Here is a 19,791-nt window from a genome sequence, read left to right as displayed (position 1 = left end):
AAGAACAATGTTCTTCTCCAGGCTGCACAGTCCATGCTGTCTCAGGCTAACCAGAGCAGCTCCAACGTACTCAGCCTGCTCCAGTAATTCTTGGCTAGTAGAGTCGCAAACTAAAACAACCATAAAATTTGGGCCGTTCCTCGGGACGGTCCTTTTTTTCTTGCGCAGAAAAGGAAAATACGGTATTCATGCAGTATAATATAAGTATAAAATAGGATTGGAGCCGAATGACATGAAGATTTCTGCGGTATATATAGCCAAAAATGAGGCAAAAAATATAGCTTGTTCACTGGACTCTATCAAGGATGCTGTGGACGAGCTGATTTTGGTTGATACAGGTTCTACAGATGATACGGTAAATATATTTAAATCCTATGGTGGCCAGGTATTCTTTCAGGAGTGGCGGGATGATTTTTCGGCACCCAGAAATATGGCCTTGTCAAAGGCTACAGGGGATTGGGTTATTATTCTGGATGCAGATGAAAACTTTTCTGAGGCTACACGGCAAAATATAAAGGCGGTGCTGGAAACAGTAGCACCAGATACCAAAGGCCTATTAATTAACATGATAAATTACGACCGGGATACGGGAGAGACTTTGGATGAGTTCTATGCTTTGCGTATTGTGCGAAATATACAGGAGCTCAATTATAAAGGTAGAATTCATGAGAGTCTTCATGCTGGTGATGGGACCGTTCCTGCTCTGCAGCGAGTGGACAAGAATTTGCTGACTATTGATCATACCGGCTATACTGCCAGTATTTCCCTGGAAAAAGTAAAAAGAAATCTTCGGCTGATGCAGGCTGCTGTTGCGGATGGGGAGCCGGAGGAAAGGTACTATACATATTTGTATGAATCCTATGCAGCCTTGGGGGAGATGGATAAGGCTGTTCATTATGCCCAGCTGGATGTGGCCAGAGGGCGACAAAGCATCACCTATGCCAGCCGGAGCTATCGGGGATTGATGAAATATTATGCTAATGGGGATAGCTTGGAAAACAGATTATATCGTTGTCAGCTGGCAAAACAAGCTGTTGGAGATTTCCCGGAGCTGCCTGATTTTCATGCAGAGTATGGTGAAAGCCTATATCAGCTCAACCATTTTCAGGAAGCAAGTGCAGAGATGAAAAAGGCCATATCGTTGTATAAGAACTATGATGGGTTAGAACCGTGTCTTTTGTTACCAGAAATGATACCATTGATGGAAAAACGCCAACAGGAGATGGAAAAAATGGCAGTTAATCATCCAAATATAAAAATAACCGCCTGTGTCATCGTAAAAAATGAAGAACAGAACATCGGGGCATGGTTAAATAATGTCAGTGTTTTTGCAGATGAAATCATCATTAATGATACAGGCTCGGAAGACAAAACCAAGGAAATAATAGCAGAATTTAGTGAGAATAACCCTAATGTAGATATTGTACTAATTGAATCAGTGTGGCAGGATGATTTTTCTTTTTCAAAAAATCAATGTCTGGCAGAGGCCACTGGGGATTGGGTTGTATTTACTGATGCAGATGAGCTGTTTGTAAATCCTGAAACTGTCAAGAGTTATATATATAGCGTTGATAGTGAAAAGGAGTTACAGATAGTTTTTGTGCCTATGGCCAATGTGGACAAGAATGATAATAACAGCATGATCAACTGTTTTAATTCCTTAAGATTGTTCCGCAATTTGGAGGGAATTCATTATGAGGGACGAATTCATGAAAGTCTTGTATTAAATAATAAAGATATGGCTTCGTTAAAGAATAGGATAGCCCCTCAGGCTCTGCTGATAAATCATACGGGCTATTCCACCAATATCACCTGTGCAAAAGCACGTAGAAACTTGCAGCTTCTTTTATTGGACGTTGAAGAAGGGCAGGATATTAGAAAGCTGTATTATTATTTGGCCCAAAGCTACTATACACTGAAGGAATACCAAAGGGCATTGGATAATGCCCTGCTGGCCATTCAGTCTGACTATCAACCAATGGGACAGCAGGGGGATATTTATTGGCTGGCACTCAATGCCATGGAAAAATTGGACTATAAAATTGAGGATAAGCTGGTCTTGGTTTACACCGGCATAAACCTTTTTCCAAAAGTTCCGGATTTCTATGTTAGAAAGGGAATAATATTATTTGAAGAAAAAAAATATCATGAGGCAATAAAGTGGTTTGTAAAGGCAGATAAGGTAATATCAGAGTACAATAGCCATATAAACCATGAAAATTCAAGTAATTTCATGTCTGTTATGCATGAATTTTATGCGACCTGGGGACGTTGTTTGTACAAAACAGGCCATAGCCAGCCAGCAGAGGATAAATATAAGCAAGCATTAACTATCAACCCGTGGTATGACAAAGCTATTTGCTATTGGGCAGATATTTATCAGGGGCGTTTAGCCGATGCTTTTTTGATAGAGTTGTCAGCAATATATGACAATATTGAGAATAGCAGTGAAATATTAAGCAGTATATTTGGAACAAACGGATTTCCGGATTTGGCCGCTCATTTTTATGGTGGTGACTACTATAATTTATTAAAAGAAAAGGATTATGAGAAAATATATAATAAGTCTATGAAGGAGATAGCAGATATCATACCATCACTATCTGTATGCCTGCTGGAGGATTATAATGAGGGCTATGTGAGCTTATTACCGGAGAAGCTGCAGACTATTATAAAGTATTTTCACAATATGCCCTTATCCTGCGATATAGCGGATTGCTTTGAAGCCTATAATACTATTTTACTGGAGGTAGTATCCTTTGCCACAAAGGATGTTGCGCAAAAATATTTAGCCATGCTGGAAGTATTTTCCGAAACTGTCGCTGAGAAGGAAGAAAAAATGGTGGAGGTTGCTGATAAGCTGATGACTATTCAAAAATATGAGGTCGCCAATGCTCTTTATCAGCAGCTATCGCCTGAGTCGTCATTAAGAAACAAACGGTACTGGCAAAGGGCTGGTATATGCCTTTATGGATTGGGAAAGTACCAAAAGGCAATGGAATGTTTGGAACAAGCTGAAAAAAATATACAAACTGATACATATAAGAGTTGGTGCCAGGAGGCGATGAAAAATGGCATTTAAAATATCAGCCTGTGTTATTGTAAAAAATGAAGAAAAAAATTTACCGCGTTGGCTAAAATGTAATGGAAGCCTAGCTGATGAGATAATTGTGGTGGATACGGGCTCTACTGATAATACCGTGAAGCTGGCCGAAGAAGCGGGAGCCAAGTTATTTTATTTTAAGTGGATAAATGATTTTGCGGCAGCGAAAAACTATGCCATAGAGCAGGCTACCGGCGATTGGATCATGTTTCTTGATGCTGACGAAAGCTTTACTCAGGAGACACAAAAGAAATTGCGGCAGGAGCTGGAGCGGTTTGATAAGGATAAGTCGGTGGCGGCCTTGTTGTGCCGTTTGCTGGATGTGAATGAGGATGATGATTATAAGATAGTCAATACATTTTTATTGCCAAGAATATTCCGCAGGAGTCCATATATAAGATATAAGGGAGCTATTCATGAACAACTGGAAAATCGTCGGGGCAACAAGCGGATGGTATTTGCCAGTGAAGTGGAGATAATGCATACGGGCTATTCCAGCAGTGTTGTCCGGTCGAAGGTTGACAGGAATTTACCTATGATGCTGGAGGAATTGGACAAGGCTCAAACCGACAAGGAAAAAAGACGTTTATACCCATATCTTATGGATGCTTACAATACCTTACAGGACAATGAAAAGGTGCTTTATTATGGGCAAAAATGTATTGACAATAACCTTCGGATGCTGGCAGCACCTGCACATTTTTATGAAGTAATGACCATGTCCATGTATAATGCGGGTAAAACAGCTGAGGAAATTTTTGAAAAGCTTGAGGAAGCAGAGGAAAAATTTCCCGAGGAGCCTTTTTTCAAATTCGTGCGGGGAATGGTTTTTGAACGGGAGGGAGACCACATCGCCTCAGAACAGTCCATACTAAAAGGCTTGGAAATGCGTAAGCCATTGATGGAAAAAATGGCCAAAGGAATTGGAGCTCCGGATACCTCCAGAGGCTTTTTGCCTTATGCCTACGAGCGTTTAGGCATTATATATGCATTAAAAAACGAAAAACAAAAGGCAGCAGATAATTTTTATATGGCCTTAAAGCAGCATAAATACCAAAGGGGTGCCTTGCGGGGATTATGCCGTATAATGGCTGGAAATGACGATGTTGAGCTTATTGAATTGTTGAACACAATATATGACCGGGAGCTGGACGGAAGCTTTATCCTTGATACGTTGAAGGGAGCTGGCAGTCAGGGCCTTATGGCATATTACAGCAAAGGCCTGACGGGAACAGAATTGGCCTATGCCTACATGGCAGGAAAGAAATATAACAGTGCAGCCGTAAAGCTGGGGCAAAAATACAAAGCATTAAGTCAGTTGGGAGTTCTTAGTGCATATAATATGGATGAATTCCCTAAGGATGGTTATCTTGCGACACTGCTGTCAAAGAAATACCGTGACAGTCTCATGGAAGGAAAAAAGGATAATAGTGATATTTTAAAAAGGCTAAAGGATTATCGTATACGGTGTGCATTAGATAAGATTAGTTTTACAGAGGATAAAATGCCGCTGGTAAGCATAATGATTCCTACATATAATCGGCCGGAGTTCTTTGAACGCACTCTTATGAGTGCAATAAATCAAAGCTACCCCAATGTGGAAATATTGGTAAATGATAACAGTACCAATGATGATACGCAGGCATTAATGGAAAAATACGCCGGGGCGGTGAATCTTCATTATTTCAGAAATAAAGAGGCCAGAACCAAGGCTGAGAACTTTGCCCCATTTGAGAAGCAGGCCAAGGGGCAATATCTTCAGTGGTGTATGGACGATGACTTGTTGGTGGCAGACAAGCTGTCAAAGATGGTTCCAATATTGCGGGATAATCCTGCAGTTACTCTTGTATCATCGATTCGTGGGACTGTGGATGAGAAGGATGAACTAATAAAGCCGGATAGTATGAATAATATCCCTATTCCAGAAGGACAGGACTATGGTTATTATTACGGAGAAGATATGGCAGGGCAGATACTTTTATCTACCCAAAATCTAATAGGGGAACCTTCGGCAGTATTATTTAGGCGGGAGGATCTAGTACATCATTATTGGAAGGCTGAGGCCAAGGGGTATAAGACGATCTCTGATGTGGCTATGTGGTGTGAGCTGATGGAAAAGGGAAATTGCCTAATTTTTAAAAAGCCTCTCAGTTTCTATCGTCGTCATGGTGCCCAGGAAGGACAGCGGCCAGAGATTATTCTGCTAAGCCGCTTGGAATGGATGCAGCTTATAACTTCATATTATGAGCAGGGGAAGTTTATAACGAGTCAGGAAAGTTATAAAAGAGCATTAATGACACTGTATAATGAATATAAGAATAGTTTTCGTCATAATGAGTATTTGCGTCAAGCAGATAATTTTGTGCCATACAGCGAGGCAATGGAATTAATTACAAGGCTGGTATGATATATGAACATAAAGCAGGGACAAGCATTAAAGGATAGCATAAATGCGCTGATAAATGCGGGTAATTATGAGGAAGCATGCAATCAAGCCCAAAAATTGATGCGGGAAGCAGAAAAAAAGCGTTGGCAGGAGCTCATAACCTTTGCATTGTCAATACAGATGGCGTATGTTATTGAAAATGATAATATGAGTAAGGCTGAAAAATTGGCCAAAAAGCTGGCAAAACAGCCAACTACCGGCTATGGCTTATTTTTGCAGGCGAGGTTGCTGTTAAAGCAGGAAAAAAGAAGAGAAGCCTTGGAAATGGGGCAGAAGGCATTGGCCTTTGCCAATGCCCATAAAGATACCAGCCCTCGGGAAATATTTGATAAAATATATAATCTTTTAGGGATATTGTATAGTAATTACGGTTTTCATCAGCAGGCTCTGGATTGTGATTGGCAGGCTATGGAAACAGCGGTAACATTGGATTTAAAGGCCACAAATTATAGTAATTACTTGTTTAATCTTCATTTTGTGCATAATAGTCCAGAGAAATATTATGCAGCTCATATTGGCTATAATGAATTATTTAAGGATTTAACATGGTTTAACCATGAAAATAAATACCAGATGGAGGCCATCAAAAGAAAGCCTGTAGGAAAAATCCGTATAGGATATATTTCTCCTGATTTAAGGTACCATGTGGTGTTGCGTTTTTGTTGGGTAATGCTGGCCCATTACGACAAGGAAAGGTTTGAGGTATATTGCTATCACAAGAATCCCAATGAGGACAAGTACAGCGAAGAAATAAAGGACATGACTGATAACTGGCGCAATATCAGCGGCATGAGTGCAGACCAGGCAGCCAAGGTTATTTATGATGACAAAATAGATATATTGGTAGATTTGGCGGGGCATACCAAGGATAATCCTTTGCCGATTCTTGCCTACAAGCCGGCTCCCATCCAGGTTAGTGGTATTGGTTATTTTGCCACCACTGGGTTAAAGGCCGTGGATTATTTTATTTCAGATAAATATTTAGCTTCGGAACCGGAGTGCTTTGTGGAAGACATTATTGCTCTTGAGCATTCTCATTTTTGTTATGCGCCCCTTTATGAGGCATCAGAGACGGGAAAGGCTCCATGTCTGGAGAACGGATATATAACCTTCGGTAGCTTTAATGCAATCCGCAAAATAAATGATGAAGTGCTGGAACTTTGGGCGGAGATTTTAAAGGCTGTACCAGACTCACATTTACTATTAAAGGGAACCGTTTTTGATGATGAGTACGGCTATGAGCTGTTTTGCCAGCGACTGGCAAAATATGGTGTAGACATAACGTCAAGTGAGTGGCAGGAGCGCATTGAGCTAAGGGGCTTTTCTCAGGACTATCTGCGGGAATATCTGGATATGGATATTGCCTTGGATACTTTTCCATACCCAGGTGGTGGTACTACCTGTGATGCCCTATATATGGGTGTGCCGGTTATTACCCTTAGTGGAAACAGCCATGGTGAGCGGTTTGGGAAAAGCCTGCTATTTAATATAGGTTTGTCGGAATTCGTAGTTGATTCCAAGCAGGCTTATTTCGATTTGGCGGTGGCTTTAGCAGGGGATAAAGATATAATTAACAATCTGCATATTGGCCTTCGTAATATGATGGAAAAGTCCCCATTGATGGATTGGGCATTATATATGAAGGAGCTGGAAGCTACTTATAAGGAGATTTGGAGCAAATATGTAGACAGGCTGCCAGCTATGGAGTATCCATCAGCAAGGGAGGCGTTAAATCACAGCTTCGACAGCTATAAGGGAAAGGATTATGAAAAGGCTGAGGCTTGGTGTCGCTTGGCTATAGGCCAGGATACTGAAAAAAAGTATTTGGTTGAAGCCACCAGTCTGCTTAGTGATATTTTGCAGGGAAAGCTGGATTATGTGGCGGCTTGGCAGGAAAGCAAACATGCCCTTGATATGCTTGAACAAGAAGCTGATAAGGGCACAAATGAATTTCAGCGTCGCTTGTGGATGCATTATGCTTCCCGAAGCTATGATTTGGGCTATATGGATGAAGCTGTTGCTGGATATGACAAGGCTGAACAGTATGTGGATAATGTATATGGAAAATTTGGCATAAAGGGTTCGGCGTTGATGGGGATTCTAAGCCGTAGTGACGACTGTGAGGTTGTAAGACAGCGGCTAACGAAAATAGATGAGTTAATGGAGAAGGTGAGTGCGAAGTGCCCTGATAAAGTACTAAAGAAGGATGAGACGGAAAAGATACATTTAGCCTATATATCTCCGGATTTTCGTCAGCATGTTATGTTTTCCTTCTATTACACTATGCTACATGGTTACAATCATGAAAAATTTAGAGTCACTTGTATAAGCATCACGGAGAAATGCGACGGATATACAGAGCATTTAAAAGGTTTGGTAGACAACTGGATAGATGTTTCAGAAATGGACTGGCCGGAAATAATAGAAAGGCTCAGGAAAGAAAAGATAGATATATTAGTGGACTTGGCGGGGCACAGTGCCAATAGTGGCATTCCAGTGTTTTGCAATCGAGTAGCTAAGATTCAAATTTCTGGCTTAGGATGGATGGAAAGTACTGGCCTAAGCTGCGTAGATTATCTTATTACGGATAAATATATTGACCCGGATTTGAGCAATATAACTGAAAAGCCATTGTATCTCACCAGTCAATTTTGCTACACCGGCCGTAATGATGTGCGTGTGCCTCAGGGAGCACCATGCATGGAAAAGGGGTATGTAACATTTGGAGTGTTTAATAATTATCATAAGATAACAGACGAAATATTGCTGGCCTGGAAAGAAATAATGGCCAGGGTTCCTAATTCCAGATTGCTGTTAAAATCTCAGTTGTTGGTAAGTAAATCTGTCTGTGATGTTGTTTGGGACAGACTGCACAGATTGGAATTGGATATAGAACGTATTACCTTGGAGCCGGCTACCAATACTTATATGAATCGTTATTTGGATGTGGATATCGCCCTTGATACTTATCCATACCCAGGGGGGGAACCACCTGTGATGCACTATATATGGGGGTACCAGTGGTGAGCCTTTACGGAGCTCGTCGAGGCTCCCGTTTTGGTCTTAGCATTTTAAGTAACACTGGTTTGGGGGAACTGGCAGTAAGCAGCCTTGATGAATATATTGACAGAGCTGTGGGCTTATCCGGTGATGTTGAAGTATTGGATATATTGCATAAAAACTTACGGAAAATGATTACCTCTTCACCAATAATGGACAGCAAAAAGTACATAAAGGAACTGGAAGAGGCATATATTACAATTCTTGCAGGAAAATAAGGATTTAAGTGGAAGTAATATAGGGTAAAGAAATTTCCATAATTACAAATAAGGGAGGGCCAATAAATGGGTAGCTTTAAGAATAAAATCAACAATAAGAAAAAGAAGAAAATGGAAGCAGAAGCCTTAAACGAGCTGATTGACCTGAAAAAAGAAAATGAAGGAGCAGTATGCGGCTGAGGAATATGTGGAAGCTATGGACACCATGGCTGAAATCGCCCGTCACAAAAAAATGGACCCGGAGATTATGCTTATGGGGGCCACTTGCTACTTTATGACAGGAGATTATGAGCGGGCAACTAATTGGATAAATAATACTTTGTCCTATGACCCGCAAAATGTAGGGGCCAGAATTTTGTTGGGTCGACTTTGCATTCGTAAGGACGATGCGGAGCAGGGACTCAAGGTCTTGAACTTCGTTGCGGAGAATCAAAAGGCAGCCATGTCTGACAAGGATAAAGAGGATTTAGAAAAAATTCTGGAATATTACATCGACAATATGAGAGAGGGAATGTCCAAATATCCATCATTGATGGCATATTATGAGGCACATTGCAGCAAGAATGAAAAGAATGAAAAAGAAGTAAAAAATGCGGGTGATGGTAAGGATAAGGCCAAGGCTGCTGTAGATCGTCTTAAGGCCTTGTTGAAGAAGAGTAAAGGTAATAGTGTGGAATCGTCTCCTGCCCAAGCTGAATCAAAAGAGCTGGAAGCTAAACCAATAGTTAGTGAAGCACAGAATGTAAGTGTTGAGACACCGGATTATTTCATCGATAAAGTTATGTCCAGCAGTATATCCCTGCGTGAAAAGGTGCAAGGTCTTAATAATTTTGCCTCAGGATTGTATCTAAATGGTGATTATGATGGGGCACTTAAACTCTTAAAGAAAGCTTTGGAAATAGATAACCATGATCCATTTGTATTAAGAAATATTGCCTATGTTTGTGTTGCCATGAAGGATAAAGAAAAAGCCTTGGAATTTGTCAAGGCACTGCCAATGATGGACTTTAGTTTAATAAAGTCTATAAAGGAGCTTGGAAATGAATGATGGGTTTAAAGACCAGTATAGTAATATTAAATTACAATACAATAGACTATATTCAGTCTTGCGTTGAGAGTATCAGGGCTTTTACCGAAGAGGGGCATTACGAAATAATTATTGTGGATAATGGCTCTAAAGACGGTTCAGTGGAGTGGCTAAAGGAACAATCAGACCTTAAGTGTATTTTCAACGAAGAAAATGTGGGATTCCCCAAGGGGTGTAACCAGGGTATGACCATTGCCACTGGTACGGAGATAATGCTCTTAAACAGCGATGTTATAGTTACGCCTCGTTGGCATGAGCAGATGATAAAAGCCCTATATAGCAGCGATGATGTTGGAGCGGTAAGCTGTATAACCAATTCCTGTTCAAATCATCAACAGATACCTGTGCCCTATAAAACAGTAGACATCGATGAACTACTGGATTTTGCTGAAAAACACAATCATAGCAATCCTGCATTGTGGACCATGCATTTTACGTTGGTTGGTTTTTGTTATATGTTTAGGCGAAGTATTTATGATGAGCTTGGTGATTTGGATGAGAGATTTACACCGGGAAACTATGAAGATGACGACTACAGTTTTCGTATTATGAAGGCTGGCAATAAGCTTCTCCTTTGCCGTGACACCTTTATTCATCATTATGGAAGTGGTTCCTTTGTTAAGAAAAGAACTCCAGCCGAAGAAAGGGAGCACATTAAAAAGTACAATGCACTGCTGGAAAAGAATTTTGGTTATTTCCAGCAAAAATGGCATGTGCGTGATAATTTGTATAAATCTATCGGTCCAAGTGTAGTGGCTTTAAATGACTATATCAAACCAAACCAAAGAGTTCTTATTATTGCAAGAAGCAGGCTGATGTATATTTGTTTTTTGCTTTCCCAGGGGAAAAATCTAAGGGTAGATTATCTTACGGATAATACTTTGGATTATGATTTGATGCATCACCATTGCAATATCATATTATGTGATGATTTGGTAGATGGTGTAAATAAGCTTAATAGTAAATACAGTGGGATATTGATTTCTAACACTATAAGTGACTATTCCAATATGGCCAGGCTCAGGAATATAATATCCAAGTACGGTGATGGGGCTGTAATCGAGGAAAATTCTATTGCTAAGAGGGGTATAAAATGATACATAGGTTTTCTTTGCCGCGGGGCAATGGAACGCGGGTACAAAAGCATTGTGTGGGAACAGAAATGGAGTGGACACTAACAACCGCCGGTGATGGTTCCTATGTAAGTGATGCTAACTTTGAGTTTGGCAGCACTAAGTGTCATGTTTTAATTGGTAGATACTGTTCTATCGGTCATAGAATTGTTTTTGAGATGGGCTTAAATCATAACTATAATTATGTAACTACATACCCTTTTGAAGATTTTGACATAAATGATACCCTAAATATAAATCATTTTGACGATGCGAATAAAAATCAGATTATAATTGGCAATGATGTGTGGATTGGTTGTGATGTAACAATAATGGGGGGAGTCCGTATTGGCAATGGGGCGGTTATTGGTGCCGGGACCGTGGTGGCCAAAGATATTCCGCCTTACTCTATTGTAGTGGGCAATCCAGCTCGGGTAATTAAATATAGATTTGAACAGGATGTTATCCAGCGTTTGCAGAGAATCAAATGGTGGTATTGGCCTGTGGATAAGATTAAGGCGGCTTATCCTTTAATGAAGAATATAGACCGATTTTTGGAATTATATGATGATTGCTTTGGTGACGATACTGTTGATGAAACTGTGCAGGCGTTACGCGATTTGAAGGAAGACGGTTATTGTATTTATTATATGGTGGCTGATTTTAATATGGCGGATGGAGTGTGGCGCAGTGTTTTGACGGAATATTTGAATACCTTTCAGGAAGACAGCAAGGTGTTGCTGGTCGTGGAAACCGGTCGTCAGCCTGACGAGGCATTAATGATCGAAATGGCAAAAATGGTGGAGGATAAGGGTGATAAAGCACCAATAGTAGTAACACACAATGCTGATAATATAAGTAAAGCCTTGCTGCGGTTGGTAGATACCTACATTACCACCAAGGATGAAGCTTCGTCGGTTGTGGTGGATTTGCTGTGGGATATGGATGTGAAAATCGTCTACGGATTGGATTATGGCGGGAAGATTTTTAAAAAAACAGAGTGAAAGAAATAGACGTTGACCCGTCTCGAGAAGATATGCGAAGGAAATTATAAGGGTAATAACTCCCGGCTTGATGAATTATAGGCAGCTTTCTTGATGGCTAAACTTCCCTATTTAAAGTATGTTTGAAAATGGAAAAGGCAATATTAGGAGAATAAAGAACATGGGCGTATCGAATCTGAAAATTAAGAAATTTGGTCCTATAAAAGAGGCTGACATAGATGTAAAAGATTTTTTGGTTTTGACTGGACCGCAGGCAGCAGGGAAGAGTATAGTTGCGAAACTTGTATATTACTTTACTTCATTGAAAGAAATAGTATATGCAAAACAACTGCTAAATTATCCTCAACACCCGTATAAGTTAAAACAACAGGTTATAGATAATATGAAAACTAAAATGTTTTTGATGTTTGGTGATGATTATTTTATTGCTGACACCGAAATTGCTTTTACTTATGAAAATTGTGAATCTGTCAGATTGGTATATTGTAATAATGGTCATTTCAGTGTTGAGTTTTCCACACGAATAAATAATTATTTGCATATTCATGATAAAGAATTCACTGCTCCTGGTACTCATGATATTAATGTCAAGGATAAATGGAAAAATGAATTAAATGAGGTGTTTGGTGCATTCATTGCAGTATATATACCAGCGGGTAGAAGTATGACATCATCTTTAGGAAAGTATTTTTATTATTGGTATGCAATGATGGATGATGAACAAAAAAATATGCTGGATTATTCCATAAAAGGGTACATTGAAGAGATAATGCGTATAGATCCTCTACTGGATAAAGGAATTGTAGGGCTACACAATAAATATAGAGATAAATTACCAGCATTGCTGGAGCGTCTTGCTACTATAATGTTAAACAATGCCCACGATTTAATTAAGGGTAAATATTATTTTCGTTCGGGTGTAGAAAAGCTTCAATTAGATAGTGGCGAGGAGATAGACATGCAGCAGGCTTCTTCTGGGCAACAAGAAGTAGTTGGAATTGTCAATATATTGATGTATTATGTTGTGACCCAGAGGAATGTATTATTTATCATCGAGGAGCCGGAGGCACATCTTTTTCCTGATGGCCAGAGGTTGATAACTAGATTAATGGCTATTGCACATAATGCGGGTAACAAAGTAATTTTTACAACCCATAGCCCATATATTTTGGGGGAGGTAAATAACTTATTTTATGCCCATTATCTGTATAAGAAAGGTCTTCTTGATTTAAATAATATATTAATTAGCGACTATGGAGTGTCGGAACATAATCTATTGGCTATAGATAAATCTACAGCGTATTTTGTCAAGGATGGAATCGCTGAAATGTGTATCAATGAAGAATCTTTGATGATTGACCAGGATAAAATAGATGGGGCTTCAATTATGATAAATGGCTTGTTTGATGTGATGGTGGAGTTGGAGAGAAAAAATGGCGAAGATTAGTAATTATGCAGAATTGTGTGCATATTCTCATGTTACTGTTAGACATTCAAAGATTAAAGTTGAGGAAAACGGGAAGAAGTATATTTTGAAGAATCCCAATGGATTAGCTGTAGATAAATACCACGTAGACGGTGATATATATAATTCTGGTGACTCTGCTCGAGCAGATTTTTTGTTAGTTGAGGGAAAAAATCGTAAAGCTTTCATTGTTGAATTGAAGGGGAAGAATGCAAAGCATGCTATAGAACAGCTACAATCGACAGAAAAAGATTTATCCGAGGCATTACATAAAGCTGATGGGTGGAATGTGTATCTGCGATTAGTGTATATCTCCCGCGGTGCAAAGCTTTATAGGAATGAGCTACGTGATAAAATGAGAAAAATACATAATCTAAAGGTTGCTGACGGTGGAGTGATGGAATACGATGTCATATGATACCATCGTGATAGTGTTAAATCGCATTATAATCGTAATTGACTGTTTGAAGAAATGAGATGAGAAAAATCATAAAAGATATGTTTTTTAAAAAAGAAAAAGATGATGAAGAAAGTTTGCAGGCTAAATTTAGGAGATGTGAGTACGTCGATGAATTATACTAGATGCCATTCAGAATTGTTTGTATTTGATAAGATTGCTGAACGTGCAAAAGAAATCATGCAATGTAATGGTATAAGTTGTAGCACCGATGGGAGTAGTGAAAAAGTAATACTGGAGTATATAAATGCTTGCAATAAGATAATTATTCCAGGGAAGCGAAAAGTTATTCTTTCAGAGGAATTAAGAGAAAAAATACAAAAAAGGCATTTTTGTGTCGGTTCAAGAATTGTGGATAAGGATAAATCAGAAGAGATAGTTAAACTTATAGAAAGATTTCAAGAACTATTTGAACGTGGTGAAAAAGTTGAATATCATTTAAGTCGTCAAGCATTTCGGGGGGAAAAGATTGATCTTTTATTGAACTCATGGAATATTAAGCACCTTCATTTAAGTATGTTATTATCAAATGCCAAATCTTCTATGCGTAAAAATAGGTCGGAATGGTTGCTTTTTTGTATAGTAACAGAATTACAGGCGTACTTCATGGACGTTTTACCGCATCCTAACAAAGAACAGTTTATGGCATACCATTTTTTAAAAATTGCTCATAGAAATAAATGGATGAATTATATTGGTTATAGCGAATGTAGGGAAGTGTTGCCTGAAACGATAAATATTGAAATAAAAAATGACGAAGACATATATAATTTATATGAAAGCCATGTTAATTCTGGGTTCAAAATAAATGGCATCGTCTATTCACCATATATGGGTATAGCATCTTCTGGTGATACGATGGAAGGTAGCTTGAAGATAAATAAACTAAGAAAGTTTATAAGAGAAAAATTGAGAATAAATAATCTTATAGTGAGGGATATTAATTTTATAAAAGCACAATCCTTTGAATCGATAATTTATGGGTATATATTTGGAAAAGAAAGTGAAGAATATAAAATAGAATGCAAGGAATTTGATAATATATTAGGTCGTTTAATTTAGCAGATATTGTTAAAGATGGCTATATCTAAGTAGGTTTTATGCAGAATTAATGGCTTGATGTTGTCTCTCACAAGATTAACAATGAAATGCAGGTTTTGGTGGAACCTAACTGGCTGAAGTGAAATATGAAGAAACAAAAAAGATTTCAAAATGAAGGGGAGAACATAGTGGAATTTTATATTAAAGAAATGGAATTATATAATTTCAGAAAGTTTGGTGGGATAAGTTTTGCTTTGAATCCTCGTATGAATGTATTTGTCGGGAAGAATGCTTCTGGAAAAACAACGGTGTTAGAGGCTGCTACGATAATAGCAGGTGCATATCTTTCATCGTTTAAAAAATATGTACCAAGTCGGTTCGTTCAGAATATAGCGGATAAAGATGTGTACTTAAAAAATAGCAATGTAGTAGGTGGCAGAAAAGATCTTAAGCAATATATGGTAGCTGTTCCTTCGTCACATTCAGCCAAGCAATTTCCATGTAAAGTGGGAGCAAAGATAGCTTGGCTTGGGGAAAGTGCGGAGTGCCAGAGAATTTTAGAAAAAGCTGGCGGACGTACCAAGTTTTACAGTGATAACCCATTTCGGGATGATGTGCAGAAATGGGAAGAAGCAATAAAAAGAGTCGATAGCTCGTCTCAAAAATATATTTTTCCAATAGTGCTTTACATGAGTTCGGCACGGCTATGGAATGAGAATCGAAATCAACAGAATTTGGAAGCTCTCCCAAGTAGGTTGGATGCTTATCAAAGATGTTTGGATGGGAAACGAAGCAGTCAAATGGCTTTTTCATATTTAAGATTAATGCAAAATATTGCCCTCGAAGAAAATGATGGAAAGCAGTTTGGTGCATACAAAGAGATTATGGCAGCAATAAAGTATGCATTGAAAGATGAGCTTGAAAAAGGACAATATGTTAGATTTATGTCACGTTATGGAGAACTGGTCATTGAAAATGCTGATGGAACTATTTTACATTTTGACTCATTGAGTGATGGCTATAGAAATGTAATAAAGATTGTGGTTGATGTAGCAGCTCGTATGTGTATATTAAATCCACAGTTAGGTGAGGATGTATTAAAACAAACACCAGGAATTGTTATTATAGATGAATTAGATTTGAGTTTGCACCCAACGTGGCAACGCCGTATAGTAGGAATACTGAAAACGTTATTTCCAAAAGTGCAATTTATATGTGCTACGCATTCGCCTTTTATTATTCAATCATTGGATGAAGGAGAATTGCGTGTGCTGGACGGTGATTTGGCAGAAAAGTATACGGGAAGAAGCATTGAAGATATTGCAGAAGATATCATGTTCGTGGATATGCCGCAGTATAGTGAAAAGAAAAAAGCAATGCTGAATGCGGCGCAGGATTATTTGACTGCTTTAAATAATGCTGATTCAGAGGAGAAAATAACAGAACTTCAGGAAAAATTGGAGAACTTACAGGCTTTGTATGGTGATAATCCGGCATATTATGCTGTTCTTCGTATGGAAAAAATGAAGAAAGAGGCTGATAATAATGCGTCCGGTAGATAAAGGTGCAGCACCTAAAAAAATATACAATAAATATCAAGATGCACAGAGAGATTTGATTGAGCGATTGGGAGCATATTGTTCATACTGTGAGCTGCCAATTCAGAATGCCCCAGAGGTCGAGCATAAAGAGGCAAAAGCCAAAGGCGGAGAGGTACTGCAATGGGAGATTTTTTTACTTTCCTGCAAGTATTGTAATACACGTAAAAATGATAAAGTTGCAGCTGGAGAGAAAGAAAAGTATTTTTGGCCTGATGAAGACAATACGATGAAATTGTTTGATTATACGGGCGGCCAGGTGGTGTTAAATGATAAGTTTTTGGACAGTTCATCAAACGAGACTAGAGAAAAGGCTGAAGCACTGTTGCAACTGCTTCATTTGGATAATATTCCCACCCCAAAACAGCGTGATCGTAGATATGAAGAAAGGCTGGGGGCATGGTTTATGGCACAAAAATATCGAAAGGACTGGGATTTACATGAGACATCTGTGGATTTGAGTAAGTTTTCCGATTGTATAGGGGACATAGCCAAGTTAGCAGGCTTTTTCACATTGTGGATACAGGTATTTTGTGATTGCCCACAGGTGTGTCAGGCTATTGTGGACAAATTTCCGGGGACTAGAAGTGAGTTTTTGAAAGAGTATTTGCCGGATAATAAGTAGTAGGGGCTTTGCTGTGGGACATGGAGGCGAAAATCGTCTATGGATTGGACTATGGCGGGAAGATTTTTAAAATAAGATGATGAAGAAAGTTTGCAGGCTAAATTTAGGAGACAATGATATGGGTGAAAAAATTCTTGTTACTCGTTCTTCTCTCCCTCCGTTGGAGGAGTATGTTGATGAAATCAGAGATATATGGTATACACATTGGCTTACCAATATGGGGGTAAAACACAAAACTTTTGAGAGAATGCTCAAGGAGTACATGCATGTATCTGATATAGAGCTATTGGTTAATGGGCATATGGCATTGGAGATGACTCTTCAGGCTATGCACCTTAAAGGTGAAGTTATTACTACACCATTTACCTTTGCATCCACCACTCATGCTATAGTTCGCAACGGTCTTGAGCCTGTATTTTGTGATATAGATCCTGATGACTATACGATTGATGATACGAAAATTGAGAGTCTCATTACGGATAGAACGTGTGCCATTATGCCTGTTCATGTGTATGGGCATGTCTGCCATGTTGAGGCTATTGAAAATATTGCCCAAAAACATGGGCTGAAGGTGATATATGATGCGGCACATACCTTTGGTGAGACATATAAAGGCCGGAGTGTGGCTGATTACGGGGATGCTTCGTGCCTTAGCTTCCATGCCACTAAGGTTTTTAATAGTATTGAAGGTGGAGCTGTTTGTTATCATGACACTAAGCTTGGTGAAGCAATATATAACTTAAAAAATTTCGGAATCCAGGGGCCTGAGAGTGTGGAGTCAGTTGGGGCTAATGCAAAAATGAACGAGTTTGCTGCAGCAATGGGAATTTGCAATTTGCGTCATGTAGATAAAGAAATAGCAAAGCGGAAAATGATTTTTGAGCTGTACAAAGAAAGACTTGGAGGACTGAAGGGATTAAAACTTAGCCCATGTCAGAAGGATGTCGTTAATAACTACGCGTATTTTCCAGTTGTATTCGAAGAAAAGGAATTCGGTGCAGCTCGCAAAGAGGTTTTTGAGGAACTTGAAAAAGGAAATATTTTGGCTCGCAAATATTTTTATCCGCTTACTAATACTTTTGAATGTTTTGAAGGTAAATATAATGCTGATGAAACACCTGTAGCAAAGCATATCGCAGAGCGTGTATTGACTCTGCCACTTTATGCGGAGTTAAAGATTTCAGATGCAGAAAAAATATGTGATATCATACGGAAGTGTTACAAAGGTTAAGGCTTTGCGGGTTTTGATTATAAAAGAAATGGGTGATGTGCATGAGAAAAATAGTTGTATTTGGTGCTACCGGAGATTTGGGTCGTTATTTTATTGATTGGTTGTTATGTCATAATGCAGATTATGATATTTATGCAGTTGGTCATAGAAAAGAATTTCATGTCTTTGATCATGCGAATAATGTTTTATACTATTCTGTAGATATTACATCTAAGGAAGCCTTTTCATGTTTGCCACATGATGTTTATGCAATTGTTGATTTTGCAGGGATGATGCCGGCTAGAATGAAAGGTTATGATCCACAGAAGTATATTGATGTTAATATCACGGGCATGCTAAATATTCTTGAGTATGGACGGCAAAATAATATTGATCGAATTTTTTTTATGCAGAGTTTTGGTGATATTAAAGATTATGGGGAAAGCGATATATTGTTGACGGCACATATGCCACGAAAATTTAATTTTGCGTCCGATCATACTGTGTATGTTCTAACAAAGAATTTTGCAGTGGATCTTTTAAAAAATTATCATCAAATGTATGGTATCAAGAATTTTATTTTTAGGTTACCGACGATATATTTGTACTCTAAACAAGATAGATATTATGTTGATGGGGTAGAACACCGTATAGGGTATCGCCTTTTGATGGATAAGGCTGCATCAGGAGATACCATAGAGGTTTGGGGTGATGGCTCTAGAGTAAAAGATATGATTTATGTAAAGGATTTTTGCCAAATGTTACATAAGGCTTTAGAGTCAGATCGTGATGGAGGATATTATAATGTTGGAACAGGGGAAGGGACTAGTCTTCTTGATCAAATTAAAGGCATAATACAAGTCTTTGGAAATAATAATCCAATTAAACTGCGTCCTGATAAGCCCAATGCTCCACAATATATTATGGATATAACACCGGCTAAAATAGAGTTGAACTATAAACCACAGTATGACTATATTGCTATGTTAAAGGACATTAAAGAGGAAATATTAGCGTCGGCGTAATTTAACCACCTACGGGTCGGTCGTCATAGCCATTTCAGAGTCAGTCTAAAATGACCAATACAACAGTCAGCTTTGTTGACCAATAACCCAGCTTAGGCTGTTAGTTAGCCTTATCTAAACACTATTTATCTTCATGGTTCAGATTGTCAACCTGAACATTTACTACTTTGAGCTTTCGACCACGGTAACTTTTTCCCTTAAGGTTAAAGACTATGGCGTTATCAAATATCCGGTCCAGTGAGCAGAGAAGAGCATCTTCCTCCTCAAAGCATTCCTTCCACTGGGATGGCTGCTTATTACTTGTAAATACCGTATTGAACATACCCTCTTTGTTATACCG

Annotated in this window: 15 protein-coding genes; 14 read left to right on the top strand and 1 reads right to left on the bottom strand. The window is 38.7% G+C overall.

The window, feature by feature from the left end:
- Window positions 1–232 precede the first annotated feature (232 nt).
- The 14 genes from B6K08_RS09060 to B6K08_RS08995 all read left to right on the top strand — a co-directional run bounded on the left by B6K08_RS09060 (window position 233) and on the right by B6K08_RS08995 (window position 19,451).
- Window positions 233–3,082 (top strand): glycosyltransferase, encoded by a 2,850-nt coding sequence (locus B6K08_RS09060; RefSeq protein ID WP_080325971.1) that lies wholly within the window; start codon window positions 233–235, stop codon window positions 3,080–3,082.
- The gene (locus tag B6K08_RS09055) at window positions 3,072–5,510 is read left to right on the top strand and encodes a glycosyltransferase (protein WP_080325970.1); all 2,439 of its coding nucleotides are present in this window, start codon (window positions 3,072–3,074) and stop codon (window positions 5,508–5,510) included. Before B6K08_RS09060 ends, B6K08_RS09055 begins: the two co-directional genes overlap by 11 nt.
- A gap of 3 nt (window positions 5,511–5,513) precedes the next feature.
- Window positions 5,514–8,576 (top strand): O-linked N-acetylglucosamine transferase family protein, encoded by a 3,063-nt coding sequence (locus B6K08_RS09050; protein ID WP_080325969.1) that lies wholly within the window; start codon window positions 5,514–5,516, stop codon window positions 8,574–8,576.
- Complete coding sequence (locus tag B6K08_RS09045; RefSeq protein WP_159446750.1) at window positions 8,573–8,827, top strand: hypothetical protein; 255 nt, start codon at window positions 8,573–8,575, stop codon at window positions 8,825–8,827. The genes B6K08_RS09050 and B6K08_RS09045 overlap by 4 nt, the downstream gene beginning before the upstream one ends.
- A gap of 157 nt (window positions 8,828–8,984) precedes the next feature.
- The gene (locus tag B6K08_RS09040) at window positions 8,985–9,875 is read left to right on the top strand and encodes a tetratricopeptide repeat protein (RefSeq protein ID WP_080325967.1); all 891 of its coding nucleotides are present in this window, start codon (window positions 8,985–8,987) and stop codon (window positions 9,873–9,875) included.
- Window positions 9,872–11,011 (top strand): glycosyltransferase family 2 protein, encoded by a 1,140-nt coding sequence (locus B6K08_RS09035; RefSeq protein WP_080325966.1) that lies wholly within the window; start codon window positions 9,872–9,874, stop codon window positions 11,009–11,011. The genes B6K08_RS09040 and B6K08_RS09035 overlap by 4 nt, the downstream gene beginning before the upstream one ends.
- On the top strand, window positions 11,008–12,030 hold the full coding sequence (locus B6K08_RS09030) for a CatB-related O-acetyltransferase (protein ID WP_234985333.1): 1,023 nt from the start codon (window positions 11,008–11,010) through the stop codon (window positions 12,028–12,030). The genes B6K08_RS09035 and B6K08_RS09030 overlap by 4 nt, the downstream gene beginning before the upstream one ends.
- 118 nt (window positions 12,031–12,148) lie before the next feature.
- On the top strand, window positions 12,149–13,477 hold the full coding sequence (locus B6K08_RS09025) for an AAA family ATPase (protein WP_080325965.1): 1,329 nt from the start codon (window positions 12,149–12,151) through the stop codon (window positions 13,475–13,477).
- Complete coding sequence (locus tag B6K08_RS09020) at window positions 13,464–13,913, top strand: hypothetical protein (protein WP_080325964.1); 450 nt, start codon at window positions 13,464–13,466, stop codon at window positions 13,911–13,913. Before B6K08_RS09025 ends, B6K08_RS09020 begins: the two co-directional genes overlap by 14 nt.
- Before the next feature lie 102 nt (window positions 13,914–14,015).
- Window positions 14,016–15,014, top strand: coding sequence for a hypothetical protein (locus B6K08_RS09015; protein ID WP_159446749.1), 999 nt, complete (start codon window positions 14,016–14,018; stop codon window positions 15,012–15,014).
- Window positions 15,015–15,139: 125 nt separating this feature from the next.
- Window positions 15,140–16,555, top strand: coding sequence for an AAA family ATPase (locus B6K08_RS09010; RefSeq protein WP_080325962.1), 1,416 nt, complete (start codon window positions 15,140–15,142; stop codon window positions 16,553–16,555).
- Window positions 16,539–17,216, top strand: coding sequence for an HNH endonuclease (locus B6K08_RS09005; RefSeq protein WP_080325961.1), 678 nt, complete (start codon window positions 16,539–16,541; stop codon window positions 17,214–17,216). Before B6K08_RS09010 ends, B6K08_RS09005 begins: the two co-directional genes overlap by 17 nt.
- A 118-nt stretch (window positions 17,217–17,334) precedes the next feature.
- Window positions 17,335–18,447 carry a DegT/DnrJ/EryC1/StrS family aminotransferase gene (locus B6K08_RS09000; RefSeq protein ID WP_080325960.1) on the top strand — a complete coding sequence of 371 codons (1,113 nt, stop codon included), beginning with the start codon at window positions 17,335–17,337 and terminating at the stop codon, window positions 18,445–18,447.
- A 41-nt stretch (window positions 18,448–18,488) separates the two neighbouring features.
- Complete coding sequence (locus B6K08_RS08995; RefSeq protein ID WP_080325959.1) at window positions 18,489–19,451, top strand: NAD-dependent epimerase/dehydratase family protein; 963 nt, start codon at window positions 18,489–18,491, stop codon at window positions 19,449–19,451.
- 121 nt (window positions 19,452–19,572) lie between these two features.
- Here the strand turns inward: B6K08_RS08995 and B6K08_RS13790 are convergent.
- Window positions 19,573–19,791: ATP-binding protein (locus B6K08_RS13790; protein ID WP_234985332.1), on the bottom strand; the 219-nt coding region annotated here is incomplete at its 5' end.

The organism is Anaerovibrio lipolyticus DSM 3074 (assembly GCF_900141865.1).
Classification (GTDB): Bacteria; Bacillota; Negativicutes; order Selenomonadales; family Selenomonadaceae; genus Anaerovibrio; species Anaerovibrio lipolyticus.
The sequence above is the reverse complement of the archived record's forward strand: the minus strand, read 5'-3'. Positions and strand labels throughout refer to the sequence as shown.